General features: G+C 35.3%; 23 protein-coding genes. 16 read left to right on the top strand and 7 right to left on the bottom strand.

Translation table 11 applies throughout. The features are described from left to right. Window positions 1–4: 4 nt before the first annotated feature. A complete protein-coding gene (locus tag BMX24_RS12170; RefSeq protein ID WP_089793085.1) occupies window positions 5–1,249 on the bottom strand; it encodes a sensor histidine kinase in 1,245 nt (414 codons plus the stop codon). A 166-nt stretch (window positions 1,250–1,415) separates the two neighbouring features. Between BMX24_RS12170 and BMX24_RS12165 the strand changes: the two genes are divergently transcribed. From BMX24_RS12165 to BMX24_RS12115, 11 genes are all read left to right on the top strand, one after another. Next, window positions 1,416–1,826 (top strand): DUF1573 domain-containing protein, encoded by a 411-nt coding sequence (locus BMX24_RS12165; protein ID WP_089793083.1) that lies wholly within the window; start codon window positions 1,416–1,418, stop codon window positions 1,824–1,826. A gap of 448 nt (window positions 1,827–2,274) precedes the next feature. Continuing rightward, window positions 2,275–3,156 (top strand): SDR family oxidoreductase, encoded by an 882-nt coding sequence (locus BMX24_RS12160; protein WP_089793080.1) that lies wholly within the window; start codon window positions 2,275–2,277, stop codon window positions 3,154–3,156. Window positions 3,157–3,490: 334 nt separating this feature from the next. Then, window positions 3,491–4,360, top strand: coding sequence for a DUF2589 domain-containing protein (locus tag BMX24_RS12155; RefSeq protein ID WP_228404834.1), 870 nt, complete (start codon window positions 3,491–3,493; stop codon window positions 4,358–4,360). A gap of 15 nt (window positions 4,361–4,375) precedes the next feature. Continuing rightward, window positions 4,376–5,095, top strand: coding sequence for a hypothetical protein (locus BMX24_RS12150; RefSeq protein ID WP_089793078.1), 720 nt, complete (start codon window positions 4,376–4,378; stop codon window positions 5,093–5,095). Then, window positions 5,095–5,670, top strand: a complete 576-nt coding sequence (locus BMX24_RS12145) for a hypothetical protein (RefSeq protein ID WP_089793076.1) — start codon at window positions 5,095–5,097, stop codon at window positions 5,668–5,670. The genes BMX24_RS12150 and BMX24_RS12145 overlap by 1 nt, the downstream gene beginning before the upstream one ends. A gap of 146 nt (window positions 5,671–5,816) precedes the next feature. Continuing rightward, window positions 5,817–7,073, top strand: a complete 1,257-nt coding sequence (locus BMX24_RS12140) for a S8 family peptidase (protein ID WP_089793074.1) — start codon at window positions 5,817–5,819, stop codon at window positions 7,071–7,073. Window positions 7,074–7,076: 3 nt separating this feature from the next. Beyond that, window positions 7,077–7,280, top strand: coding sequence for a hypothetical protein (locus tag BMX24_RS12135; RefSeq protein ID WP_089793072.1), 204 nt, complete (start codon window positions 7,077–7,079; stop codon window positions 7,278–7,280). A gap of 71 nt (window positions 7,281–7,351) precedes the next feature. Further along, the gene (locus BMX24_RS12130) at window positions 7,352–9,550 is read left to right on the top strand and encodes a M1 family metallopeptidase (RefSeq protein WP_089793070.1); all 2,199 of its coding nucleotides are present in this window, start codon (window positions 7,352–7,354) and stop codon (window positions 9,548–9,550) included. A 272-nt stretch (window positions 9,551–9,822) separates the two neighbouring features. Beyond that, entirely contained in the window at window positions 9,823–10,650 is an 828-nt protein-coding gene (locus tag BMX24_RS12125) for an endonuclease/exonuclease/phosphatase family protein (RefSeq protein ID WP_089794659.1), read from the top strand. A 209-nt stretch (window positions 10,651–10,859) separates the two neighbouring features. Continuing rightward, the gene (locus BMX24_RS12120; RefSeq protein ID WP_089794657.1) at window positions 10,860–12,722 is read left to right on the top strand and encodes a M1 family metallopeptidase; all 1,863 of its coding nucleotides are present in this window, start codon (window positions 10,860–10,862) and stop codon (window positions 12,720–12,722) included. 959 nt (window positions 12,723–13,681) lie between these two features. Further along, the gene (locus BMX24_RS12115; RefSeq protein WP_089793067.1) at window positions 13,682–14,761 is read left to right on the top strand and encodes a hypothetical protein; all 1,080 of its coding nucleotides are present in this window, start codon (window positions 13,682–13,684) and stop codon (window positions 14,759–14,761) included. A gap of 198 nt (window positions 14,762–14,959) precedes the next feature. On the opposite strand, the gene BMX24_RS12110 is transcribed toward BMX24_RS12115, so the two are convergent. Continuing rightward, entirely contained in the window at window positions 14,960–15,958 is a 999-nt protein-coding gene (locus BMX24_RS12110) for a zinc metalloprotease (protein WP_089794655.1), read from the bottom strand. Between the two features lie 439 nt (window positions 15,959–16,397). On the opposite strand from BMX24_RS12110, the gene BMX24_RS12105 reads away from it, so the two are divergent. The 5 genes from BMX24_RS12105 (at window position 16,398) to gwsS (ending at window position 20,015) form a co-directional block, all read left to right on the top strand. Continuing rightward, window positions 16,398–16,613 (top strand): grasp-with-spasm system A modified peptide, encoded by a 216-nt coding sequence (locus tag BMX24_RS12105; protein WP_089793065.1) that lies wholly within the window; start codon window positions 16,398–16,400, stop codon window positions 16,611–16,613. Between the two features lie 46 nt (window positions 16,614–16,659). Continuing rightward, complete coding sequence (locus BMX24_RS12100; protein WP_089793063.1) at window positions 16,660–16,899, top strand: grasp-with-spasm system A modified peptide; 240 nt, start codon at window positions 16,660–16,662, stop codon at window positions 16,897–16,899. A 146-nt stretch (window positions 16,900–17,045) separates the two neighbouring features. Further along, a complete protein-coding gene (locus BMX24_RS12095) occupies window positions 17,046–17,843 on the top strand; it encodes a GLPGLI family protein (protein ID WP_089793061.1) in 798 nt (265 codons plus the stop codon). 20 nt (window positions 17,844–17,863) lie between these two features. Next, window positions 17,864–18,769, top strand: a complete 906-nt coding sequence (gwsG, locus tag BMX24_RS12090; RefSeq protein WP_089793059.1) for a grasp-with-spasm system ATP-grasp peptide maturase — start codon at window positions 17,864–17,866, stop codon at window positions 18,767–18,769. A gap of 175 nt (window positions 18,770–18,944) precedes the next feature. After that, complete coding sequence (gene gwsS, locus BMX24_RS12080) at window positions 18,945–20,015, top strand: grasp-with-spasm system SPASM domain peptide maturase (RefSeq protein ID WP_089793055.1); 1,071 nt, start codon at window positions 18,945–18,947, stop codon at window positions 20,013–20,015. A 74-nt stretch (window positions 20,016–20,089) separates the two neighbouring features. On the opposite strand, the gene BMX24_RS12075 is transcribed toward gwsS, so the two are convergent. From BMX24_RS12075 to clpB, 5 genes are all read right to left on the bottom strand, one after another. Then, on the bottom strand, window positions 20,090–20,731 hold the full coding sequence (locus BMX24_RS12075; protein WP_089793052.1) for a response regulator transcription factor: 642 nt from the start codon (window positions 20,729–20,731) through the stop codon (window positions 20,090–20,092). After that, window positions 20,728–21,513, bottom strand: coding sequence for a sensor histidine kinase (locus BMX24_RS12070; RefSeq protein ID WP_089793050.1), 786 nt, complete (start codon window positions 21,511–21,513; stop codon window positions 20,728–20,730). Before BMX24_RS12070 ends, BMX24_RS12075 begins: the two co-directional genes overlap by 4 nt. Continuing rightward, the gene (locus BMX24_RS12065; protein ID WP_089793048.1) at window positions 21,492–22,139 is read right to left on the bottom strand and encodes a hypothetical protein; all 648 of its coding nucleotides are present in this window, start codon (window positions 22,137–22,139) and stop codon (window positions 21,492–21,494) included. Before BMX24_RS12065 ends, BMX24_RS12070 begins: the two co-directional genes overlap by 22 nt. 39 nt (window positions 22,140–22,178) lie before the next feature. Continuing rightward, entirely contained in the window at window positions 22,179–22,721 is a 543-nt protein-coding gene (locus tag BMX24_RS12060) for a hypothetical protein (protein WP_089793046.1), read from the bottom strand. 445 nt (window positions 22,722–23,166) lie between these two features. Then, complete coding sequence (gene clpB, locus BMX24_RS12055) at window positions 23,167–25,761, bottom strand: ATP-dependent chaperone ClpB (protein ID WP_089793044.1); 2,595 nt, start codon at window positions 25,759–25,761, stop codon at window positions 23,167–23,169. Window positions 25,762–26,053: the final 292 nt, after the last annotated feature.

Genomic DNA, 26,053 nt, shown 5'->3' with positions numbered 1-26,053 from the left:
TATTTTAAGAGGGTAAAAACAGGGTGATGGTAATTCCTTTATCGCTGTTATTTTCAACGGAAATTTTCCAGTTGTGCTGCTGAACGATCTTTTTTACATAAAATAATCCTAATCCGAAACCGTTCACTTCATCACTTTTTTTAGTATTTACCCGATAAAATTTATCAAAAATATGAGGAATATTTTTAGCCGGAATTCCCATTCCGTTATCTTTAAATTTTAAATGTAACCCTTTTGAATCTTTTAATGCAGATATAACGATGCTGGGTTTTGTCTCACAATATTTAATGGAATTATCCAAAATGTTGTAGATGATATTGGCAAAGTGAAATTCATCTGCAAGGATTGAAATAGTATCGTCAATGTCAATTTGTGCTGAAAGATTTTCATTCTTTTGCTTTATCGTGTCAACAATTTCCTGAATAAATGGCAATAAAACAATTCTTTGAGGTTTTAATGATAATCCTGAAGCGTCATTTTTAGCAATATTCAATATTTTTTCAATATGACTGTTAAGCTTATGGCTTTGGTCGGTGATGATGGAGGTGTAGGTCTGCAGTTTAGGATTTTCCTTTACGGTTTCCTGCTTGGTAAGTGCTTCTGAAGCTAGAAGGATGGATGAAAGCGGAGTTTTGAATTCATGTGTCATATTATTAATAAAATCCCTTTGCAGCTCCGAGAATTTTTTTTGCTGAATAATCGTATAAATAGAATAAACATACACCAAAAGAATAATAATAAGGGCAAATGTAAGCACATACCAGAATCTTAATGAACTTATTAAATAAGTCGTTTTATCCGGAAAACGTATGGAAAAATAGTAGACCAGATTTTTATGTTTAGGGAATTTAATGGCTTTATCAGGGCTTTCCTGGTGTTTCGAAATATATTTTCCATAGATCATCTGATCCGTATGGCAATTGTATAATGCATAAACATAATCGGTGTTGATTTGAAAACGTGTAAATTCTGTTTTCAGATAATGCTCCAGTATGGCAGGATGAAATTCATTATTAATATTGACCACGTAATAATCATTGGAAATATTCTGTACCGGGCTTTCTGTAAAAGAAGTTTTTCCGCCCGACATTTTTTCGGCCACTTCGAGTAAGGCGATATTTACGGTCTGATTAAATTTTTTATCCTCAAGATTATATGCCTGTCGTGTCCATAGAAGCTGGGCTATCAAAATACCGATAATAGCCACAAACCCGAGAGTGATGATAATATTGAGTTTTTTTATTTCCATTTTATAAAAGCAATATTATCCAAAAATATCTATTTATCTTTTATCATTAACAACTTGTTAACAAATGTTTGAGAGCGGTTAACACATCGGATTACGATTCACCTTTACATTTGCTATATCAAAAATAACAACAAGTACCTTTTTAACCTTAAATAAAATTTATATCATGAAAAATTTAAAAATTACAGCGCTTTTAGCCGTTTTAGCATTTTCTCCGTTTTATGCAAATGTACTTCCAACTGACAACTCACCAGTTGTAAGAATTCTTGCAGATGTTACATGGAAATCAGAATCTATCGATGTTGGAAATATTCCTCAGGGAAAACCAAAAGTAATCAGATTTGAATTTACCAACACATCGAAAAAACCGATCGTTATCGAAAATGTAGCACCATCATGCGGTTGCACAACAGCTGATTACACAAAAACTCCTATCCTTCCGGGGAAAAAAGGATTTGTAGAAGCAAGTTATAACGCTGCAACAGCAGGTCCATTTATGAAAACAGTGAATGTTACAACAAGCGACAGCAAAACTCCAAAAACACTTTCGTTTAAAGGAACAGTTGTGGCTTCTTAATTAAATTTAATCTTGTTCAATATAAAACAGCCTGATCATTTATTTGTCAGGCTGTTTTTGTTTTTTATTTGGAGCTTTATCTCGCTTTCCGCACTCGCTATTTTTTGGAGGTTTCGGGCTGCGGCCTCGTCTTCGACGAGGCCGCAGCCCGAAACCTCCAAAAAATGAGCTCAGACAAATGCTGCAATCGAGGCTAGGATCGCAGCCATTATTTTCAATATTTGAAAACATCCACAAAGTTTGTTATTCTGTAAGAATCTAACCACGAATCTTTCGCTATAATTTCAGAAAACAAGATCACTTTTTGTAAACTTTTGAATTCTTTTCCACAATAAAATCTTTTGAATCTTTTGCGGTAAAAACAAAACAACTATTTACAGCATCATTTCTTAAACCATTTTCAAGCACCGCATCTCAATATTTGTTATTTTTAAGAAAAATTAAAAATATGAATCTATATACACAACCTATGTTGCGTGAAGATGCACTGAAAGATAAAGTAGCCATCGTTACTGGCGGCGGAAGCGGACTTGGAAAAGCCATGACCAAATATTTCCTTCAATTGGGCGCAAAAGTGGTAATCACTTCCAGAAATCTGGAGAAATTACAGACAACAGCAAAAGAACTGGAAGAACAAACTGGCGGAAAAGTTCTTTGTGTGGCTTGCGACGTGAGAAATTGGGATGAGGTGGAAGCAATGAAAGAAGCAACATTAAAAGAATTCGGAAAAATTGATATTCTGTTAAATAACGCAGCAGGAAATTTCATCTCTCCTACAGAAAGATTGACACATTCTGCATTCGATTCTATTTTAGATATTGTATTGAAAGGAACAAAAAACTGCACCCTTTCCATCGGAAAACACTGGATCGATTCAAAAAGTCCGGGAACGGTTTTAAATATTGTCACAACTTACGCATGGACAGGCTCTGCATACGTCGTTCCATCCGCTTGTGCAAAAGCCGGAGTCTTGGCGATGACAAGATCTCTAGCGGTAGAGTGGGCAAAATATGGAATCCGCTTCAATGCGATTGCTCCGGGACCTTTCCCAACGAAAGGAGCCTGGGACAGATTACTTCCGGGAGATCTGCAGGAAAAATTCGATATGAGAAAAAAAGTTCCGTTGAGAAGAGTAGGTGAGCATCAGGAGTTGGCCAACCTTGCAGCGTATCTGGTTTCCGACTATTCAGCTTATATGAATGGTGAAGTGGTGACGATCGATGGTGGTGAATGGTTACAAGGCGCAGGAGAATTTAATATGTTGGAAGATATTCCGCAGGAGATGTGGGATGCTTTGGAAGCAATGATTAAAGCTAAAAAATCGAATTAATCAAATTATTTTATTGTAACCATTAAGAATTATTTTAAGAAGTTAAGATTCATTAAGTAGAAAATCAAAGATTTTCAAAAAACTTATGTGATCTTTTTTGTATAAAGCTCATCAACTTAAAATAACTAATGTGTTAAAATCTTTTGAGACTTTTGTGGTTTAAAAAGCATAATGACTTTAAATAAAACAAAAAGTAGATTCTTGATGGGGAATCTACTTTTTTTATTTGGGGGATTTTACGGTTTAAGTTTAGGAAATTTACTGAAATACTTCACTGTAACGCGACATAAATTTGCAGTAGAAATTTTTTAATAACCAAAACAAACCAAAAAACATGGAAACATTAAAGTCGGTGTTGGACGCAAACCACGCCAAGAAAACAAAAAATGAATTAATTGACCTTTTAACTGGGCTGGAAAAATCATTAACACCTGCAGTATACGAAAAAGTTTCAGGAATCGAAACTTCTGAACTGGCTGCTCTTTCAAACAAAGAATTATTAAGCATCATCGATGATTTCAAGAAAAATTATGATGAAAAGTGGGAAAAAACTTTCGCCAACGTTTCTACGGAAGTATTGAAAATGATCGCTGGGAGAATGGCTGCTGATGATCAGGTTTTCAAAACATCTGGAGCAGAAAGTGCAGACTTCGCAGCGGAATTGGGAAGTATCGATTTCGCAAAAATCATCGGAGGGCCGCTTAATGCTTGTGTTACGGCTCAGTCAAACGCTTCGATCAGTACGGTAAACTTCATCAAGGAAGTTGGTTTCGAAAAAGACGGAGACGATGACAAACTTCGTATGGCAGAATTCAAGTACAAAAAACACGTACCGAATCCTGAATACAAAAACGAAACAGATACACCAAACGAAGAACCGACAATCGAACAGGAGGTTGAAATTTCAGTTCCTTTCATTGCATTATTGAACGTTCCAAGCTTTAGAATCGAAACTTGTGAAGTTGATTTTAACGTAAAATTAAATTCAACATATACAAAAGACGTAAGCGACGAATTCGGGATCAAAGCCGGAGTTTCAGGAGGTTTCGGACCAGTGAAATTCAATGTTGACGTTTCTTACAAGAGAACTTCAAGCACAGGAATCAAAGTGGAAAAAGAATATTCTCTTGGAGTGAAAGTAAAGGCTACAAACGACGAAATGCCTGCAGGATTGGAAAAAGTTCTTGGATTGCTTGCTCAATAAAAACTTTTACGAGACATGATCAAATTATCAGATTACCTGGATTATCTCAACAATGAGATAATTCAGGCTCGTAAAAAAGCAGACGAAAATGCAGTAATGATTGCAAAAGAGTATGCTCAGCACGAGTATTTAAAGTATTTTAAAGTTCCAAGATATTCGCTTCCAAGCGTGAAAATGGATATCCCCATCAAAATCACCGATATTGATGCTGATGCGGATAGAAATTTCCCGTTAAACGAATTAAAATTAATCCAGGACGTCAACGAAAGGATTCTTGTTGTGAATAAAGAAAGACAGTTGAATATTCAGCCGATTTCGACGAGAAACATTCAGACGGAAGATTTTAAAACGTTGTTAAATTCCGTAAGAGGCGGCGGATTGGAAACAAGCAGATTATCGAAAACAGAAACAACGACTCAAACTCCGGACATCAAAACATCTCCGACGAGAGCTATTGCTGCAACGCCACAGAAACCGATTGAAAAACCCATTGAAGGAACTTCTACGGAAGAAGAATCTACGGTTTTAAGACAAATTTATACAGATGTTTTAAACAGATACAGTTTGATTAATTCTAAACTGAACAATATCTACATAGACCCAAATACCAATTCTGCCGAAGATAAAGACAAATTATTCATCAATCTTCACGTGGAAATGGAAGAGGAAGGCATCAGAATCATGTCTTACACAGATAAAGACGGAAAAGAAATCGAACAAATAATTTTTGAGTAATGCAGGAACTCGTTCATCATACGATACAGAAAATTCAGGAATTGCTAGAGCATTTTAATAAGGTTCAGGAGCTTTATCTGTCGAAGTCTTTCGATTTTGATGGACAGTTTGAAGCGTTTCTTTACGATTTTTTAGAATATTTAAAAACCAAAGGAAACACAACCTATGAATCTGAAGTGTTGAAAGTCATGAACATGATTTCTACGGTAAAAAGAGGTTTTAATCCTGTACAGATGGAGAAAATTGCGTCAGGAAAACGCGAACTTCTTTGGGGATTTTCATTCAACGGGATGGAAAGTATCCACGGATTTTTAATGGAAATGTATGCAAAAGAGCAAAAGAAGCTGGATGAAGCCGAAGAGCTGCTTTCCGGGCTGATCGTTTCTTTATATCAAAACGGAATTCTGGATGACGGTAAAGTGAAAGATCTGAACACAATTCCAAAAATTGAAGTATTCTGGACATCACTCGTGAATCAGAATACACAAATTTCCGGAATTAATAAAAAACTAAGATTAAGCATGATTTCGGAAGATATTTTCTTATTGCTTGAAAAAGTGCTTCTAAAATTATAATAATTAAAGAAATCCTAGTGGACTTTGCTGAGTGAAACGCCTTTGCGAACCTTAAAAGCAGTTAGCTGTTAAAAAAAAATTTGTGCCCTTTGCGTTAAAATTAAAAGTGTACAATAGATTTAAAATTACTTTAAAAAACAAAAACCATGGAAAAAGAAAGGTATATTGTTGTTCTTGAAGATCAACAGAAAAATTCCCTCAAAAAAGTGGAAAATGAGCTGGAAGTGACCATTACCTCATCAGAATTTTTATCGTCAGAAAATCGTTCATATGATGTGATCGATAATGATAACGGGGTTTTATATAAAAATTTGGGAATCCTTGTTGTCGAAAATATGGATGAGGCACAACTGAAAAGTGCTGTGAAAAACGAATCGAATCCGATCGTTTATTTTGAAAAAGAAAGAGAATTTTTTTCGGCTGATGAATTATCAATTATTAATGAACTGAAAAAACAGTCTGCAGAAATTGCCGACAAAATCACCGAGCTGGAAAAATATATTATAAATAAACCGCTGCCACAAAAACCTTTGGTAGAAATGGAGTGGGGGCTGAAAGCCCTTGGTCTTGGAAATTCCCTGTACACGGGAAAAGGTGTCGATATCTGTATTTTGGATACCGGTCTGGAACTGTCTCACCCTGATTTTTCGGGAAGAGAAATCGAAGGGAAATCTTTCATCGCCGGAGAAGACTGGAACCGCGATCCCAACGGACACGGAACACATTGTGCAGGAGTTGCAACGGGAAATATCAGACTCGACAACGGAAAACGCTACGGAATCGCAAAAGATGCCAATTTAAAAATCGCAAAAGTACTTTCAGATGCAGGAAAAGGTACAACCAGCAGCGTGATTGATGCGATAGACTGGGCAATTACAAAGAAATTCAGGATTTTATCACTTTCGCTGGCTTCTGCCGTAAAATTGAACGAAATCCCTTCGCCACTTTTTGAAACCGTCGGCGTAAGAGCTTTGGAAAATAATTGTGTCATCATCGCAGCGGCAGGAAACGACAGCAGCAGACCTTCTGTTCCGAAACCTGTTTCATCGCCGGCAAATGCTGTTTCGATCATGTCAGTCGGAGCCATCGACGGACAGATGAAAATCGCAAAATTTTCCAATGCAGGACTGAATCCTACAACGGGAGGCTGTGTGAATATTTGCGCTCCGGGAGTGGATATTATCAGTTCATACCCTAAAAATTCGAAAAATAAAAGCAGTAATTATTACGCCATGAGCGGAACAAGTATGGCGACACCACACGTTTCTGGGCTTGTAGCATTGTACATGGAGCAGTTTCCGGAAAAATCGGCAAAAGAGATCTGGGAATTCATTGAAACCAAGGCAAAGCCGATCGAAGGACTGAAATACAGAGACATCGGAAGCGGATTAATACAGGCATAAAAGATGAAAACATATTTAGCAGTTCTGAAAAAAGATATTAATATTAAAGATCTTAATGAAGAACTTAAAAAGAAAAACATAAAACCGGCGGCTCACTACAAAACAATTGGGGTAGTAAAATTAGAAAGTGAAAAGCCGGTTTCTCAAAAGGATTTTAAGGATTATTTTCTTTCAGTAGAAGAAGATAGAGATGATTTAACAATATAATTGACGCATAAGGCTTTTCTGTTCGGGAGAAGTCTTATTTTTGTTATCTTGTTAATTAAAATTAATGATTTATGAGAATCAAATTTCCAACCCTTGTTTCCGCTGTTGCAGTGATGCTTTTTTCACAGTCAGCAATAGCTCAGGAAGCTCCAAAATATGATTATGTAGAAGCTTTTAAGCCATTCTTTTATACACAGACAGGTACGCCGACAAGATCTGCAAGCGGACAGCCGGGATATGCTTACTGGCAGAATTCCGCTGATTATAACCTGAATGTAAGTCTGAATGAAGCTAAAAATGAAATCTCAGGAACGGCCGAAATCACCTATACCAACAACAGTACCGATAAATTAGGATTTTTATGGCTGCAGCTGGATCAGAATTTATTTGCAAAAGATTCCAGAGGAAATGCAGTAGTTCCAATGTCGGGAAGCCGAAACGGAGCTCATGGCGAGGAATTCGACGGCGGTTACAAAATAAAATCCGTAAAACTGGACGGTAGAGATGTAAAATATACCATCACCGATACCAGAATGCAGATCGATCTTCCGACTGAATTGAAAGCTCAGGGAGGAGTGGCAAAAATTAAAATTGAATATTCTTTTCTTTCACCAAAATACGGCTCCGACAGAATGGGAATTCAGGATACGAAAAACGGAAAAATCTTCACGATGGCACAATGGTATCCGAGAATGTGCGTTTATGATGATGTAATGGGATGGAATACATTGCCATATGTAGGAGCGTCTGAATTTTACTTGGAATATGGAGACATCACCGCAAATATTACCGTTCCTGCGAATCATTATGTTGTCGCTTCAGGAGAATTGTTGAATGCTAAAGAAGTGTATTCTAAAGAAGAAAACAGCAGATGGGAGCAGGCAAAAAACAGCGATAAAACAGTAATGATCCGCACTGAATCTGAATTGGGAAAAAATCAGCAAACGGGAACGAAGACATGGAAATTTAAGATCAGTCAGGCAAGAGATTTTGCCTGGGCTTCGTCTCCGGCTTTTATTTTGGATGCTGCAAAAATCAATCTTCCAAGCGGTAAAAAATCACTGGCAATTTCAGCGTATCCGGCAGAAAGTGCAGGAGAAAGCGCATGGGGAAGATCTACGGAATATACGAAAGCTGCGATCGAACATTATTCTGCAAAATGGTATGAATACACCTATCCTGCAGCAACCAACGTCGCCGGAAACGAAGGCGGAATGGAATATCCGGGCATCGTTTTCTGTCACATGGATTCTAAAGGAGGCGAACTTTGGGGCGTTACCGATCACGAATTCGGACACAACTGGTTTCCAATGATTGTTGGTTCTAACGAAAGACTTTTTGCATGGATGGATGAAGGTTTTAATACATTTATCAACGAACTTTCAACGGAGGCTTTCAATAAGGGAGAATATTTTGAAAAGAAAAATATTGCTCAGATGGGAGGTTACATTTTAAATGATGGTTTTGAGCCAATAATGGTGGGACCGGACAATATGAAGGAAAATAGCATCGGGGTTTTGGCATATTTCAAACCGGGAATGGGGCTTCAAATCTTAAGAGAATCGATTCTCGGTCCTGAAAAATTTGATAAAGCATTCAGAACATATATTCAACGTTGGGCGTTCAAACATCCGACGCCTTGGGATTTTTTCCACACGATGGAAAATGTTTCGGGTGAAGAGCTGAACTGGTTCTGGAGAGGCTGGTTTATCAATAAATGGAAAATCGATCAGTCTGTGAAAAACGTAAAATATGTAAACGGAGATTTCAAAAACGGAGCTCAGATCACAGTTGAAAATATCGGGCAATTGCCAATGCCTACAACGGTTCAGGTTAAATTTAAAGATGGAACAGAGCAGATTATAAAATTACCGATTGAAATCTGGAAAAGAAATAAAGAATGGACTTTTAAAACCAATTCAACTAAAGAAATTGATCAGGTAAAACTGGATCCAAAATCTGAAATTCCTGATGTGAACAGTCAAAATAATACCTGGACTTCTGGAGATGCAAAAACTGCAGAGAAGATTAATGTTAAAGACTTCACGGGAACGTACGGAAGCAAAGATATTCCATTAAAAATTACTTTCTCTGAAAAAAATAATCAGTTGTATGGTCAGGCAACAGGTCAGGGTGAATTTCCATTAGAGTATACGGGAAATAATACCTTTACTTTTGAGCAGGCACAGATTTCAATGACTTTCAGTCAGGATAAGAAAACGATTACCTTTAATCAGGGTGGAAGGGAATTTAAATTTACTAAAGAATAGTTTTTTTAACCATTAAGATCTATTTAAGAAGTTAAGTTTCATTAATGGAAAAAATCAAAGATTTTTAAAAGCTTAAAGCATTAAAAAACTTAAATATCCTTAACTTCTTAAACAAAATCTTAATGGTTCAAATTTTACACATAAATCAAGCTCCGGAAAATTTCCCGGAGTTTTTGTTTTTAAATCGAATTTAATATTAAAATTCTCAATTGTGAAGGCTGTCTTCATGAGAAGTTTTACTTTTGTTGCTTTGTTAATTAAAATATATGATTATGAATTTTAGATTTTCAATCGTATTCCTGATGGCTTTTGTGTTGGGATTCTCTCAGGATCTTAAAGTGATGAGTTTCAACATCAGACTGAATGTAGACTCAGACAAAGAAAACTCATGGACAAACAGAAAACAGGATGTAGCGGATTTATTAACGTACTATCATCCCGATTATTTCGGTGTTCAGGAAGCACTTCCTGAGCAGATGAAGGACATTAAAAATGGTTTAAAGAATTACGATTATGTAGGAGTAGGAAGAGATGATGGAAAAGAAAAAGGCGAATTTTCTGCAATTTTTTATGATACAGACAGGCTTCAGGTGACGAAATCAGGGACGTTCTGGCTTTCTGAAACTCCTGAAAAACCATCAAAAGGCTGGGATGCCGCGCTGAACAGAATTTGTACATACGCAGTTTTCAAGGATAAAAAATCAAAAAAAGAATTCATGGCGCTGAATCTTCACTTCGACCATGTCGGGAATGTGGCCAGAGTGAAGTCTTCTGAATTAATTTTAAAGAAAATCAAAGAAATCAATCCTAAAAATTTACCGGTGGTTTTAAGTGGTGATTTTAATTTGACGGAAGATTCGGAACCGATTAAAATTATTTCACAAAACCTTCAGGATACTTTCTATCATTCGGAAACAAAACCTTATGGTCCGAAAGGAACTTTTACGGCATTCAACGTCAATGAAGTTCCCAAAAACAGGATTGATTATATTTTCGTGAAAGGGTTTAAGATAAAATCTCACAGACATATCAATGACAGAAGGGAAAATTTACTGTACCCGTCGGATCATTTTCCTGTTTTGGTGGATTTGCAGTTTTAATTATCCACAAAATTTGTCATCCTGAAAGGATCCAGGCACGAATCATTCAATAAATATGTATAAAATTTTGTTTAGATCCTTTCAGGATGACAAATTTTGTGGCTATTTTGAATGATTTTTGGGTGAAAAATATACAAAAGGGCTATAATTTTATTGCCGTTTTTTGTTACTTTTTTGTTAAATTAAATACTTATTATAAAAAGATTTTAATGAAAAGATTGGTTTTGGGTTTATTGCTTTTGGGATCATGGCAGTTTTCCGCGCAGGAACTGTATATGCCGAGAAATATAAAAAAAGCATACGAAAACGGAACCCGCGATTTGTCGGGCGCTCCGGGAAAAAATTATTGGCAGAATAAAGGGATTTATAATGTTGAGGTAAAAGTGGATGCCAGTTCGAAAACAGTTTCAGGAAAAGAAACAATTGTCTACAGCAACAACAGCCCAAATGATCTGAACGAGCTCGCCATAAGGTTCGTAAATAATCTGCATAAACCACAAGCTCCAAGATCAGGAGTTGTTTCCAATGATTTTTTATCATCAGGTTTACATATTAAATCATTTATCGTAAATGGTGAAAAATATACCGTGAATAGTGATGATTGGGGAACGGTTGAAAAGGTAAAATTAAATTCAGCTTTAAAATCAAAATCAAAGGCGGAAATTAAAATAGAATGGGAATATCCGTTATCCGTACAAAGTGGGAGGGAAGGCCAGATCGATCCTGAAACTTTTTATGTAGCGTATTCGTTCCCGAGAGTTTCCGTGTATGACGATTACAACGGCTGGGATATGCTTCCGCACTCCGACAGACAGGAGTTTTATAATGATTTTAATGATTATAATTTTGCGATCACGGCACCGAAAAACTATGTGGTTTGGTCGACGGGAGAATTTCTAAATCCGGAAGCAGTGCTTCAGTCTGAATTTTTAAAAAGATATAAAGCTTCATTAAAAAGCGATAAGGTGATTCACATTGCCAACGAGCATGAAATGAAAGCCGGAAAAGTAACGAAGCCCAATAAATGGAATGTCTGGAAATTTAAAGCCAGCCATATTACAGATTTCTGTTTTGCTTTAAGCAATCATTACGTCTGGGATGCGGCCAGTGTTCAGCTGAAGACAAAAAGAGCCAGTGTTCAGGCGGGTTATAAAGTCGGCGCCAAAGATTTTGAACATTATGTAGACTGGATGCGTTACAACCTCGACTGGTTCTCCAAAAAATGGCCAGGCGTGGAGTATCCTTACAATGCAATGACAGCGATTCAGGGATATGCTGATATGGAATATCCAATGATGATCAATGATTCCAGCATTCCGGATAATTTTCAGGATGCGAGACTGACGGCAGATCATGAGATTGCACATACTTATTTCCCTTTCTACATGGGAATCAACGAAACGCGCTATGCTTTCATGGATGAAGGCTGGGCTACAACACTGGAATATTTAATCGGAATTGACGAAAACGGTGAAGCGGCAGCCAAAGAATTTTACCAGAATTTCAGGGTTAAAAGATGGATCAATGACCCGTCAGCCGAACAGGATCAACCGGTCATTACGATGAGTACGCAGGTAAGCGGAGCCGGATATGGAAATAATTCTTATGTAAAGGCTTCTTTGTCATATTTGGCTTTGAAAGATTTTCTGGGGGATGATTTGTTTAAAAAAGCTTTACATCATTATATGAACAACTGGAACGGGAAACATCCGATTCCGTGGGATTATTTCAATTCTATGAATACTGGTTCTGGAAAAAACCTGAACTGGTTCTTTAATAATTGGTTTTATACAAATAATTATATTGATGTAAAGATCTCCAGCATTTCCCAGATGAACGATCTTCTGACGGTAAATATTGACAATGTAGGAGGTTTTGTGATTCCTTTTGATGCCATTTTAACGTATGAAGACGGGGCCGTCGAAAAACTTCACTTTTCTCCGTCATTATGGGAGAAAGACCAGAAGCAGACCATGCTTACTATTCCTATTAAAAAGAAAGTAAAATCCGTAACACTGGATGGCGGAATTTTCATGGATTACACACCGCAAGACAATACAAAAGCATTATAAAAATTAAAGGCCTTCAATTTTGAAGGCTTTTTTGTTTAACCATAAAAGATATAAAAGCTATTATTGAACTGTTTACAGCTTAGCTATTTTGAAAACAAAAGTCTGCAAAACAATAAAAATCTAAGATTTTTAAAAACTTCTGTGTTCTTGTTTGCAGTTTTATAATTACTTAAAATAACTAATGTATTAATCTTTTGCAGTTAAAAATAAAGCTTAAACAAATCATTACTATCAGGGAATTGTAAATTTTATTTGACGCTGTAGTATTTTTAGTACAAAATGTAGTGCGAATAGTACGGATTTCATTATTGTTCTGAAAACCAAATCCCATACCTTTGGAGTCTAAAAAAATACTATGAAAAAAATTATTAACCATCAAACTAAGATTACGTCCGGACGACTCTGTTCGTGAAATTCCCAAGAGCTTATCAGCAGCCAGTCTTACAACTTACTACAAGAAATAGTATTGGATACTGTTGTAGTTGGTCAATAAGAGTCAGGAATATCGGTATCTACAGGATTACCGATCGGGAACGATACTGCATTTTACCCTCAGGAAAATATCTGCATAAGAATTATTGTATTCAATGTATTGACACAAAAATCAATTGTGTTTATTTAATGAATAATATTTCAGAAGGATATTTCGGGATGAGATACAGATTAAAAAAAACACACAAACGAAAGATTCTATAAACACACTACAATTAAGGATGAACAAAAAATTATACCGATGAAAACAACAAACACTTTCTAATCCTGCTATATCTCAAATTTCGTACATGTGAAGACCTGTACGCTTATTTCAGATAGCGGGAAATTCCCAACAACAGATTAAGAAAATTTTCTCTTACGCACAGTAAGCGATGTTTCTATGTGCACTGATTCCAAACGCCGGAGTCGGAAGCGATCATGCATACTTTAACTACTTATAAATTAATTAAAAAAATTCAAAAACAATGAAAAAAATCTTTATTATTACGACATCCGTTATTTCGACATGGGCATTTAGCCAGATAGGGGTGAATACACCTACACCTGCGGCAACCTTTGATGTTGTTGCAAAAAAGAACGACGGAACTACATCAGAAGGGATTATAGCGCCGAGACTTTCAGGAAATCAGATCAAATCGGCTGATGCAAGATATACAGCTCCCCAGACGGGTGCATTGGTGTATGCCACAAATGCTGTAAGCGCACCAACTGCGAAAACCATTAAAATAACTGCGCCCGGATATTACTATTTCGATGGTTCGATATGGCAGAAAATGGGCGACGAGCGCGCTTTTACCGGAGATATTAAACACTCTGCAAGAACGGCCGATCACGGAGGCTGGTATTTGCTGAACGGAAGAGCCATTTCAACTTTACCTGTTGAGGCACGTACTGCAGCGGCAGCTTTAGGATTTACAGGAAATATTCCGAATGCTACAGACAGGGTTTTAAAAACCAAAACAGCGGCAGAAGCCATGGGTGCAACGGGTGGAATAAGCACTATAACGATTAAAAGAGTGAATTTACCGGATGTTAATTTAATAGGAACTCTGACAGGAGCTATGGATCTTGCAGGAGTTCACGCCCATAGAACCCAGGGAAACTCAGGAAGTGGAGGACAGCATAATCATAGTTTGTCCGGAAGTACCAATAATGTAGCAGGTCACAGACACGGCCCTAATGAATCACTAGTTTCCAATAATGGAAATTCTGAGGTTTTTATTTATGGAAATACACATACAGGTAATAATGGTAACGGAAACTATGCGTCAACAGGACATCTAGGACAGCCCCGTGCCTGGAACGGAATCGGTGCAGCGACAAGTACAGGACTTGCAGGTAGCCATAATCACAGTATAACAGGAACGGCAGCTGCTGCGGGTAATCATAACCACGCCATCAATATCGTATCAACGGAAAGCGGTAACCACAGACACTCTATGGATAATGTAAGAGCATCAGTTCCTACAGGTGGTTCGGGTGAAGAATTAGACAACAGATCTCCTTATCTGTCAGTAAATACCTTTATCTATTTAGGAGAATAAAGATATTCAAACGAAGGAAAATTACTTAAAAACACATTCATATAAAATCATTTTTTCTTTTATTGTCCAGGATCTGTAGAACTTCGGTTTTACAGATCTTTTGGTTTAAAAAAGGATTAAAATATTTCAAATTATTAAAAATAAAATCCTTTCCCATGCTCTGAGAAAGGATTTTATTATTTAGGTCAAAATTAATTATTAATATACTCTCAATCCGGCTCTTGCTCCTGAGGAAGCCACTACAGACTGCATTCTTGTTTTTTGTCCTCCTGAGAACATAAACATGGCTGCATCGTCTACGTAATCCATATAGTTCATAAACATTACAGATCTTTGTACTCCGCTGCAGGTATTGTACAGAGGATAAGCCGGTTTTCCATAGTTGGCGGTTGTTTGGGTAGGTGTATCGGCTACCAGATCGTTTCCGCAGTTGGCATCGCCCCAAATGTGTCTAAGATTCAGGTAATGTCCCACTTCGTGAGTAGCCGTTCTTCCTAGATTGAAAGGAGATGAAGCACCGGTTTTTCCGAAGAACGGAGCCGCAATCACCACACCGTCATTCCATAATCCTGCAGATTCGGGGAAGGTGGCGTATCCAAGAATGGTCTGTCCCTGGCTTGTCATTTTACCGACAACCCACATATTAAGATAATTGGTAGGATTTGTAGCATCAATACCTCCGGAAGAGGCTTTCTTCATGGCGTCGTTGGTTTTCCAGCTTTTCACGTTAGTTTGTTTTCTAACCGTGTTTACCAGTCTGAATTTTATTTTGGTATCACCGGAACTTACCGGTTGAAATTCGGTAGGAATTTTATTAATATCACTATTTGTTGCTGTGAAATCTGAATTCATTACCGCAATCTGCTCTGCAATTCTGGTATCGGAAACGTTTTCAGAAGCACTGTTGTAAAGAACATTTACGACCACAGGGATTTCTACCGTTCCATCAGCAAGTACTTTTCCCAATCTCAGATCATTGGCAAATTTTTCGGTGTTGGCTTCCAACGCGGCAAATCTTTGTCTTAATTCCGGATTGTTTCTTAATGCTTCCTGTCTTATTTCTTCTGCGGCACAGCCTCTTTTAGAAAGATTTGAAGACTCAGTTTTGGATACGTCCTCCGATTGATTGCTCAAATTGTCATTGTTACAAGATGACACTAATCCCAATACAAGGATTCCGAATAATAATTTTTTCATAACCATTCTTTTTGAAATTTAGTATATAAATTTATATTTTTCAAAATTAATACGCAATAATTATTTGATTAGAAATTGTAAAATATTTCAATTATTTATCTGATCTATTGATTTATTTTTATTGATTATGAATTTTTATTGTCATTTTGCTCAAGTTGACTTTCGGTATCCAATGTTATGGTTTAAAGAAAAATAATAATAATTATTTACTGTTATGATTAATTTTTTTAATCTAAAAGAAAAATCCCTTCTCGTAATCTGAGAAAGGATTTCATTAAAGTTAAAATATGATACTGGATTATACACCGGAAGATGATTTTTTTTAATTGAATAAACATAAATATCTTGGTTGTGTGATATTTTTTTTCTTAATTAGCATTGAAATTGGGAATAGATCCTGAATTCAAGCTAAAAATAATTGTTAACACAAAATTCATTTATGAAAAAAGTAAAAGGTTTGAAGAAGAACTTTTCTTCATTGGAGAACAAAAAACTAAAAAATCTTACATCGATTCAAGGTGGTAAATTACCAGGTTCAAGTACCAGAACTGCGGCATCTAATGCACAGGGAGCATCAGATGTAGATCATTATAGTGATGATTCTACTGGTAATTGGACATATGTTGGTAGAGAAATATATACTATCGGAGGATAATTAGTTTTGATGAAATCATAAAATTATTATAAAACAAAATTCATTCATGAAAAAGTTAAAAGGTTTGAAGAAAAATTTTTCTTCATTAGAAAACAAAAAACTAAAGGATCTTACATCGATTCAAGGTGGTAAATTACCGGGTGCTGGAAGTTCAAGATCTGCACAATCCAATGCAGTTGGAACTGGTCACTATGATATTGATTATTATAATGATGATGCAGCGTCTGGTACATGGGTATATAATGGCAGAAGTATATTTGATGATATACAACCAGGAATGTCATAAGATTCCTTAGATTAAATAAAAGAGGCTGTTTCAAAAGATCTTTCTCTAGGCTTCAAAATGGCAATTTTGTCATTAAGAGATTCTTAGAGTATTATTTCATCTTTTGAGGTAGTCTCTTTTGTCATGTTAATAATAGATAAACAATCATGAAGATATTATTTTTTTTATTATTCAGCTCTTTTTATTTAGGTCAGGGTGTTTCTTTTATTTATGAAGTAAAATATCGTACAAATGTCAATAAATCTGATGATTATAATACTACTTATATGTCGTTGGATTTAGCAGAAAAAAAATCCATATTCAGAGAAAATATAGATAAAAAAGCAGACTCTATAAAGATAGCAGGAGGCAATCCTATGCTTTCATCGGGATTCGAGAATCAATTTTATGTAAAAAAAGACTTATCAAGTAATCAAGTAAATAAAATACTTACCAACGGGCAATATAATTTCATCCTCCCAATTGATGATATACTCAACTGGAAGATTCTTTCTGAAAAGAAAAAAATAGGCGTTTATAATGTTCAAAAGGCTACAGTTATATATGGAGAAAGGGAATGGATAGCTTGGTTTACATCAGATATACCTATTAATGATGGCCCATACGTTTTTAGAGGATTACCAGGATTAATAGTTTCTATTAAAGATAATACAGATGATTATAATTTTAATCTAATACAAACTAAAAACTCCACAAATCTATTTGATGCTAGAGTGAAGGGGTCAAATATTGACTGGATTAAATTTAAGGAGTTATCAGAATCCTATTACCAAAATCCTTATCCTGAATTAAGGCAAGGAGGTACAAGAAAGGTTACATTTATTGACAAAGATGGAAATTCAGTAGATGTAGATGTTCAAAGAAAAAAAATGACTACTGAACGGCAAAATTATATTAATAATAATAATAATCCCATTGAACTCAATCATAAAATTAATTATTAATAATTTTTAATAGATGTATAATGATTCTTATTATATCTAAAGATAACGAAATTACAACTACAGAGGTAATAAAGTGGTTATATCATTTGGGCAAAAACTTTATAAGAGTCAATGAAGATGAATTTTTTGAAATAAAGATGTCTAATGGAAAACTAGCTCTTCAAAGTGAAAGGAATAGTTTTCTGCTTGATGATATAACAAGTGTTTGGTATAGAAGGGGCGGAATTAAATTTAAACGTTTTCATTATCAAAATGATATAGTAAATATTCATATGCATGAAACACAACATTGGTTAGAAGACTATGTCATTCATACGCTAGAATCTAAAAATCATATTAGTAAACAAAGAAAGTCTCATGTTAATAAGCTCATAGTTTTAGAAGTTGCACAAAAAGTTGGTCTTAACGTACCAAGATATTTTTTGGCTGATAATACTCAGGACGTTAAAATAGGTGAGACTATTGTTAAATCCATTACTGGTAATGGGGTACTACAAGATATTCATAAAAACTATGATGGAATAATGTATACGTCTGTAGTACATGAAGAGCATCCCACTAATTTTTTTATTTCTTTTTTTCAAGATAAAATAGAGAAAGATTTTGAAGTAAGAACATTCTACTTAAAGGGTAAAATTTGGTCGTTTGCTATAATATCTCAGAATGATGAAAAAACCAAAGTTGATTTTAGAAAATACAATACTGCGAAACCAAATCGTAATGTACGTTACAAACTTCCAGCAGATACTGAGGAAAGAGTCCATCAATTAATGCAAAATCTAGATCTCGATTGCGGTTCAATAGATTTTATAAAAGGAGTTGATGGAATGTTTTATTTTCTAGAGATAAATACTGTAGGACAGTTTACTGCACTGTCATCTATCACTAACTATTCATTAGAAAAAGAAATCGCCGAATATTTATGAAACCAAAACTAAAAGAGAAAAATAGTTTACCTCTGACCTTTAAATATATAGAGTTATTTAAAACTCAAAACCTAAAAAAATTAGATGCGAATACTATATTTTATATTCCGTGTGACAAATATCAAACTAATTTTTATATTCGTGAAAAACCATTTAAACCACTTGTAAGAATGTTATGAAATACTTTAATTTATTTAGTGATGTACTTGTTACCAAAGGTGCTTCACGAATACTTATCTCTGATTTACAAAGAAATATCTCCGAAATCTATCCTTTAGAATTGTATGACATTATAGAGTCTTTAAAACACCATTCTGTAGAGGATTTGCTAAAAAGTTATGATGAAGAATCGCAAGAAATTATCCATGAATATTTAGATTTTTTTTTGGAAAAAGAGTATGGTTTTTTCAGTCAAAATGATTGGGACAAAAATTTTCTTCCTCTATCTTATGAGTATAAAGAAAATGATTTATTGTCAAACATATTCATAGAAATGGTGGATCTTGCTATTTTGCATAAAATAAAATCTTCAATAGAAAATCTTGAAATTAAACATATCATAATTTTCAGCAAAAAAAATCTTTCATTAGATGAATTGGTAGAAATTGATAATTTATTTAAAAATTCACCTGTTTCCAGTATTGAAATCTATTCACCTTATCACTCATCAATTAATATTGATTTTATTCAAAATCTAAACCAGAATACTCTTCGCTTTCATAATATTGTATTTTATAATTGTAATCAAGAACCGTTTAAAATAATCAAAAACACATTTAATTTTACCCTCAGTTTTTTAAATGAAAATTTAAAAATAAGTTCTTGTGGAAAAGTAAGCTTGGACTATTTTAATACAAACATAAATAAAGTGTTGGAAGCTATAAATTATAATTCGTGTCTTTATAAAAAGATTGGAATAGACGCTCAAGGAAACATAAAAAATTGCCCCTCCATGTGCAAAGCCTTTGGAAACATCGAAAATACGACACTTGAAGAAGTATTGAATAAGGAGAATTTTAAAAAATATTGGAATATAACTAAAGATAATATTGAAGTTTGCAAAGATTGTGAATTTAGATATATTTGTACCGATTGCAGGGCATATACAGAACGTATACATTCAAATGAAGATGGAATTGATACCTCGAAACCTTTAAAATGTGGTTATGATCCTTATAGTGGAGAATGGGAAGAATGGAGTACAAACCCACTAAAACAAAAAGCAATAAAGCATTATGGTTTATAAAATAAAATTCTTCCCCAAACTAATGAGAAAGGATTTCATTAAAGTTAAAAAATATGAGTGAATGTTTTTTTAGATTAAGATTCCGCGAAACCGTTTTTAATAGCGAAAACCGCAAGACCGACACGCGTTTTCAGATCCAGTTTGTCGCAAAGCTGATCTCTGTAGCTTTCCACTGTTCTTGGGCTGCAGCACATTTTGTCGGCGATTTCTTTATAGCTGAGTTCGGTGACGGTATATTTCAAAAATTCTTTTTCACGGTCGGAAATTCTCACACTGTTTACAGGATCATCATTATTCATATTCGAAAAAATGATTTTTGAAGCCCATTCCGGATAGAAAAATCCGTCGATGTTGAGTTTTGTTAAGGCATTTTCAAGCTCTTTCGGATGGGTGTTTTTTAATAAATAACCTTTTGCTCCGTTTTTTATCATTTTAATGACACTTTTATCGTCGCCCTGCATGCTCAAAGCCATTACTTTGATGCCCGGATGATGTTCTTTCAGCCAAAGTACGGTCTCAAAACCATCCATAATCGGCATGCTGATATCCATTAAAATAATGTCCGGAATTTTGCTGTTGTTTTCAAATTTCTGAATGAGATCTTTGCCGTTTTCTGCAACGTAGATGACTTCAAATTCTTTAAAATTATCAATAATTCCTTCTAAAGCTTTTGCGATAAGTACGTGATCATCAACGATCACTATCGTTTTTTTCATGGCTGTCGTTTTAAAATAATATTGAGCGTAGTTCCCATATTTTCCTGGCTTTCGAGACTGAAATTGGCTCCGATAATCTCGGCTCTGTTTTTCATATTGGTAAGGCCGATCCCGTTGGATTTGATGTTTGATTTATCAAAACCGACACCATCATCCTTTATATTCAGTTCCCAAAGCGATTCCTCAGAAGTGTTCAGATTAATGAAAATATTCTTGCAATTGGCATGTTTTATACTGTTCTGAATAAATTCCTGAGTGATTCTGAGCAATACATTTTTGTGGACAAATCCCAAATCGAGCTGTTTAAAATTATGTTCAAAGCTTACTTTACACTTTTTAAAAGCGTTGGTATTGTCGACTTCTTCCTGTATTAAAGTTACGATTTCCTTTTGATTTATATTATCGTCAGTCAAAGTTTTTGAGAGGCTCCTCAAATCATGAAGAGACTGATTGATGATCTGTGATACCTGCTCTATTCTTTCGCTTACTTCCGGAACTTTATTTTCGTACAAAAGCTGTTGGGTGTAGAGACTCACCAAGGTCAGTTTCTGCCCGATATTATCATGAAGTTCGCGCCCGATTTGCTGCATGGTGGCCTGCTGTATTTCCAGTTGGGTGGCCAGAAGCTCACGTTTATGAATTTCGTTTTTTACTTCAATTTCATTTAAATATTCCTTTTTGCGCTGCTTATATTTTCGGATATATACCATGATAGCAGCTACGAACAACACAAAAAATATGTTGAAAAGAATGATCGTTACTAAGAGTTCTGTTTTCCCCATATAAATGAAATTGAGAATAATAAATACATGACAATCGCCGAAATTAAGAAATAAGCAAAATAAATATTATAAATTTCTCTATATGGCTTAAGCAATTCGAAGAAGGTCCAAAACGGTAATGTCCCGATGTAGAATAAGGTGACTCCCAGATTAATATAAAACATCCTGTTCTTGTCAAAATCAAGAATATTGGAAGAATTGATCTGTTTGTAATATTCCATCACCACCAAAATCATCAGAATAAGGCATCCCAAAGTATAGTTGAGTGAAAACATCACCTTGTCGTAGGTAAAAATGAATTCGCTGGGAATAAATGAGAGCAGATAAATGAATGATAATATGACAAAAAGTTTTGGCCTGCCGAAAGATTTAGCAGCATACAGCCAGTAAAAAAATATAAACTCAATGGGGATGACAAAATAATTATAGAATGCCTGCTTATTGTATTCCATAAAAGTATCACCCCATTTGCCGATGGCTTCAGACACAAAAACGAAAATCAAATAAAAAACAAAATATTTCCAGTATTGATTTTTTATGCGATTATAGTATAAGAGAGATATTAATGCAGCGATACCTTCGCTCCAAAACATTAATTCTTGTACTATTTTTTGAAAGTCAGCCATTTGTGTCAGTTTTTTTAAAAAATTAAATATAAGTTTTTTTTAGAATGATTCGGTCTTTGTACTGTCGGGTGGAACAAGATTTCCGTGATTTTGGGAAATAATTTCACCTTCCAGATCTGTAGTTTTGGAAGCCATTGCTAAAAATTCACCTTCACTCCCTGAGCTTAAAGGGTTGAAGTCATAAGGAAGCATTTCTCCTTCCTCGTCTTCCATTTTCATGGTCGGAACCATTACCAAAGTATGCTTTTCGGCATATTCTACCCCGATCGGTGTCCCCGACATGATCTCCCAATCTGTCGCTTTTGGATAGGCTGCGTAATAAAATCTGATTCCTAAATCTTCGTCTGCGATGCCCGGATTTGTTTTTTGAGTTTCAGTTTCGATGTCAGAAATAAACTTTTTCAATGTAGCCAAATCGAAATGGATAGAATGGGCATCATCGATTCCTAATTTGTCTTTTACAAATACTAAATGATTGTTTCTGTAGTTGTTTACCAAAGTTTGGATAAACTCACAAGTCATGGTGTTTGGCACTGAGATAGCCTCTAGTGTGTCAACGTCTAAGTTAGGTTTTGTTTTCATAAAGCTAGTTTTTATAGTAAAATGTTAGTTGATACTGCAAATTTCGGTAAAATTTTATGTTAATAGGACACGGTTTTTTACCCTTTCTTCACCGTATTTTTACGGATAGGAAATTTTAATTAAAATTATAAAGAATTTGGATAGGTTTGATGAAAAATATATTTAACTGTAATGGCAAAATGAACGAGGACTTTAGCACATTAGAATTTCAAGATTACAAGGAAGCTTGATAAAAGAGCACATTAGTTTTTACGAAATCTTTGATTTCTTCTGATGTGATCCATTATACTAAATTTTCATTTAAAGCTAATGTGGCTTATGGGTTTATCAAATGCTGTGTTTATGCACTTCAATTGTTTTGTAAAATCTGAGAATAAAAAATAAGTGCCGCAGATTTCTCTACAGCACTTACTTACAAAAATAATATATATGAAAAAAAACTACTTTATTTTTCTGTCGGTCTGAATACCAAACCTGTTTCCTCGAAATAATCTAAAGTGATTCTGTCACCGTCATTCACATTCCCAGCCAAAATCTCTCTGGACAATTTATTGAGAACTTCCTGTTGAATTACTCTTTTCAATGGTCTTGCTCCGAAAGCAGGATCATATCCTTTATTCATAAGATAATCTAAAGCGTCCTGAGTGGCAGTCATGATAATATTACGTTTTGCTAATAAATCATTGAAACCTCGCAATTGATACTGAACGATTTTTCCGATCTCTTTTTTTCTCAAAGGCTGGAACAATACAGTTTCATCAATTCTGTTTAAGAATTCCGGACGTAAAGTTTGTTTCAACAAATCAAAAACCTCAATTTTAGTTTTGTCGACGATTTCATCTTGGTTTTCTTCAGTGATATTCTCAAAATTCTCTTGAATGATATGCGAACCTAAATTCGAAGTCATAATGATAATCGAGTTTTTAAAATTCACAACTCTGCCTTTATTATCTGTCAGACGACCGTCATCCAAAACCTGAAGCAAGGTATTGAAAACATCAGGATGTGCTTTTTCAATTTCATCTAAAAGCACGACAGAATATGGTCTTCTTCTTACAGCTTCCGTCAATTGTCCACCTTCATCATAACCCACATACCCCGGAGGCGCACCAACAAGTCTGGATACGCTGTGTCTTTCCTGATATTCACTCATATCAATTCGGGTCATATTGTTTTCATCATCGAATAAAAACTCGGCTAAAGCCTTTGCCAGCTCGGTTTTTCCAACCCCGGTTGTTCCCAGGAATAAGAAAGATCCGATGGGTTTTTTCTCATCACTCAGTCCGGCTCTGTTTCTTCTGATCGCATCTGCAACCGCCTGAATGGCTTCGTCCTGTCCCACAACTCTGTGGTGAAGCTCTGTTTCAAGGTTCAACAATTTTTCTCTTTCGGATTGAAGGAGTTTTGTTACAGGAATGCCTGTCCATTTTGCAATCACTTCAGAGATGTTTTCGGAAGTTACTTCTTCTTTAATCAATTCATTCTGATGATTTTGCATTTCGATTTCGAGTTTTTTCAGCTCTTCGTCTTTTTCGCGAAGTTTTCCGTATTGGATTTCCGCTACTTTGGCATAATCTCCGGCTCTTGAAGCTCTTTCTGCTTCCAGTTTCAGAGATTCTATATCTTTTTTAATCTGGGTAAGATCCTCAGATTTTTGTTTTTCTTTCAGCCATTTAGCATTAATTTCATTTCTTTCCTCAGAAATTTTCGAAATGTCTTCTTTTAAATGGTCGATTTTGGTTTGACTGCCTTCTCTTGAGATTGCCGCCAATTCAATTTCCATCTGCATCAGTTTTCTGTCGAGAACATCCAGCTCTTCCGGTTTCGAATTGATTTCCATTCTCAACTTAGCCGATGCTTCGTCGATAAGGTCAATCGCTTTATCCGGTAAAAATCGGTCTGAAATATATCGTTGGGACATTTCCACTGCCGCGATAATCGCTTCGTCTTTGATTCTTACTTTATGATGCGCTTCATATTTATCCTTAATTCCACGAAGAATAGAGATCGCAGATTCAGTATCCGGTTCTTCTACCATTACTTTCTGGAAACGTCTTTCTAATGCTTTGTCTTTTTCAAAATATTTTTGATATTCATTTAAAGTTGTGGCACCGATCGCTCTTAATTCTCCTCTCGCCAACGCTGGTTTTAAAATATTTGCTGCGTCCATCGCACCTTCACCACCTCCGGCTCCAACCAGTGTGTGGATTTCGTCGATGAAAAGAATGATCTGTCCGTCTGATTTAATAACCTCGTTTACAACGGATTTTAATCTTTCTTCAAACTCACCTTTATATTTTGCACCGGCGATCAATGCTCCCATATCCAATGAATATAATGTTTTATCCATCAGATTTTCAGGAATATCTCCGCTGATAATTCTGTGTGCAATTCCTTCTGCGATGGCGGTTTTACCAACACCAGGTTCACCAATCAGAATCGGATTGTTTTTCGTTCTTCTCGAAAGAATTTGTAAAACTCTTCTGATTTCTTCATCACGACCGATTACAGGATCCAGTTTCCCTTCCGCAGCCAGTTGGTTGAAGTTTTTTGCATATTTATTTAAGGATTGATACGTCTCTTCCGAGCTGGCAGAAGTAGCTTTGCTTCCCTTTCTTAATTCTTTTATTCCGCCTTCCAGAAGACTTTTGGTAACGCCCATATCTTTCAGCATTTTCGAAACTTCCGAATTGGTTTCTAAAAGAGAAAGCCATAAATGCTCGATCGTTACATATTCGTCACCCATTTTTTTAGCGATGTTGGGCGCATCAAGCAATACTTTGTTTGCCGATTGTGAAAGGTAAATATTTCCTCCCTGTACTTTCGGAAGTCTTTCTAAATTTTCACGGTTGCGCTCTCTTACTAAAGTGGCATCTGCTTCAGATTTTTTAAGTAAGAAAGGCGATATATTCTCATCTACCTGAAAAATTCCTTCAAGGAGATGTTGAGGTTCTATTTGTTGATTGCCAAATTCCATAGCTACTTGCTGTGCGGCCTGGATGGCTTCTTGTGATTTTACAGTATATTGATTTAAGTTCATATTTATATTTTTTTTGATTCTTTAATTTTTTAGTTTTCAATTTTAGATTTTAGACATCAGATTTCAGACCATAAGAGTCAAATAAATGTTAATTTTTTAAAACTGATTTTCTAATTTCTGATGTCCTCAATCTTATTTAATCATTTAATTCGATTACCTTATCACAAAAAGTGTTCAATTATTAATTTTTTAAAAATAACGGACAAAATTTCCGAAATATGTATTTTAAAAGATTTTTACATAGACAAAATTTCCGATTCGCTTGATTTGAATAAAAAAAATATGGCAAAAC

Source organism: Chryseobacterium wanjuense (assembly GCF_900111495.1).
Lineage (GTDB): Bacteria > Bacteroidota > Bacteroidia > Flavobacteriales > Weeksellaceae > Chryseobacterium > Chryseobacterium wanjuense.
This window is presented reverse-complemented; position numbering and strand designations above follow the sequence as displayed.

Bases quoted from the DNA above. Each gene is read 5' to 3' on its own strand.
- gwsG (WP_089793059.1), top strand. From the start codon at position 17,864: ATGATTCTTATTATATCTAAAGATAACGAAATTACAACTACAGAGGTA.
- gwsS (WP_089793055.1), top strand. From the start codon at position 18,945: ATGAAATACTTTAATTTATTTAGTGATGTACTTGTTACCAAAGGTGCT.
- BMX24_RS12130 (WP_089793070.1), top strand. From the start codon at position 7,352: ATGAGAATCAAATTTCCAACCCTTGTTTCCGCTGTTGCAGTGATGCTT.
- BMX24_RS12150 (WP_089793078.1), top strand. From the start codon at position 4,376: ATGATCAAATTATCAGATTACCTGGATTATCTCAACAATGAGATAATT.
- BMX24_RS12100 (WP_089793063.1), top strand. From the start codon at position 16,660: ATGAAAAAGTTAAAAGGTTTGAAGAAAAATTTTTCTTCATTAGAAAAC.
- BMX24_RS12160 (WP_089793080.1), top strand. From the start codon at position 2,275: ATGAATCTATATACACAACCTATGTTGCGTGAAGATGCACTGAAAGAT.
- BMX24_RS12110 (WP_089794655.1), bottom strand. From the start codon at position 15,958: ATGAAAAAATTATTATTCGGAATCCTTGTATTGGGATTAGTGTCATCT.
- BMX24_RS12165 (WP_089793083.1), top strand. From the start codon at position 1,416: ATGAAAAATTTAAAAATTACAGCGCTTTTAGCCGTTTTAGCATTTTCT.
- BMX24_RS12125 (WP_089794659.1), top strand. From the start codon at position 9,823: ATGAATTTTAGATTTTCAATCGTATTCCTGATGGCTTTTGTGTTGGGA.
- BMX24_RS12135 (WP_089793072.1), top strand. From the start codon at position 7,077: ATGAAAACATATTTAGCAGTTCTGAAAAAAGATATTAATATTAAAGAT.
- BMX24_RS12145 (WP_089793076.1), top strand. From the start codon at position 5,095: ATGCAGGAACTCGTTCATCATACGATACAGAAAATTCAGGAATTGCTA.
- BMX24_RS12075 (WP_089793052.1), bottom strand. From the start codon at position 20,731: ATGAAAAAAACGATAGTGATCGTTGATGATCACGTACTTATCGCAAAA.
- clpB (WP_089793044.1), bottom strand. From the start codon at position 25,761: ATGAACTTAAATCAATATACTGTAAAATCACAAGAAGCCATCCAGGCC.
- BMX24_RS12105 (WP_089793065.1), top strand. From the start codon at position 16,398: ATGAAAAAAGTAAAAGGTTTGAAGAAGAACTTTTCTTCATTGGAGAAC.
- BMX24_RS12095 (WP_089793061.1), top strand. From the start codon at position 17,046: ATGAAGATATTATTTTTTTTATTATTCAGCTCTTTTTATTTAGGTCAG.
- BMX24_RS12065 (WP_089793048.1), bottom strand. From the start codon at position 22,139: ATGGCTGACTTTCAAAAAATAGTACAAGAATTAATGTTTTGGAGCGAA.
- BMX24_RS12060 (WP_089793046.1), bottom strand. From the start codon at position 22,721: ATGAAAACAAAACCTAACTTAGACGTTGACACACTAGAGGCTATCTCA.
- BMX24_RS12155 (WP_228404834.1), top strand. From the start codon at position 3,491: ATGGAAACATTAAAGTCGGTGTTGGACGCAAACCACGCCAAGAAAACA.
- BMX24_RS12115 (WP_089793067.1), top strand. From the start codon at position 13,682: ATGAAAAAAATCTTTATTATTACGACATCCGTTATTTCGACATGGGCA.
- BMX24_RS12120 (WP_089794657.1), top strand. From the start codon at position 10,860: ATGAAAAGATTGGTTTTGGGTTTATTGCTTTTGGGATCATGGCAGTTT.
- BMX24_RS12140 (WP_089793074.1), top strand. From the start codon at position 5,817: ATGGAAAAAGAAAGGTATATTGTTGTTCTTGAAGATCAACAGAAAAAT.
- BMX24_RS12070 (WP_089793050.1), bottom strand. From the start codon at position 21,513: ATGGGGAAAACAGAACTCTTAGTAACGATCATTCTTTTCAACATATTT.
- BMX24_RS12170 (WP_089793085.1), bottom strand. From the start codon at position 1,249: ATGGAAATAAAAAAACTCAATATTATCATCACTCTCGGGTTTGTGGCT.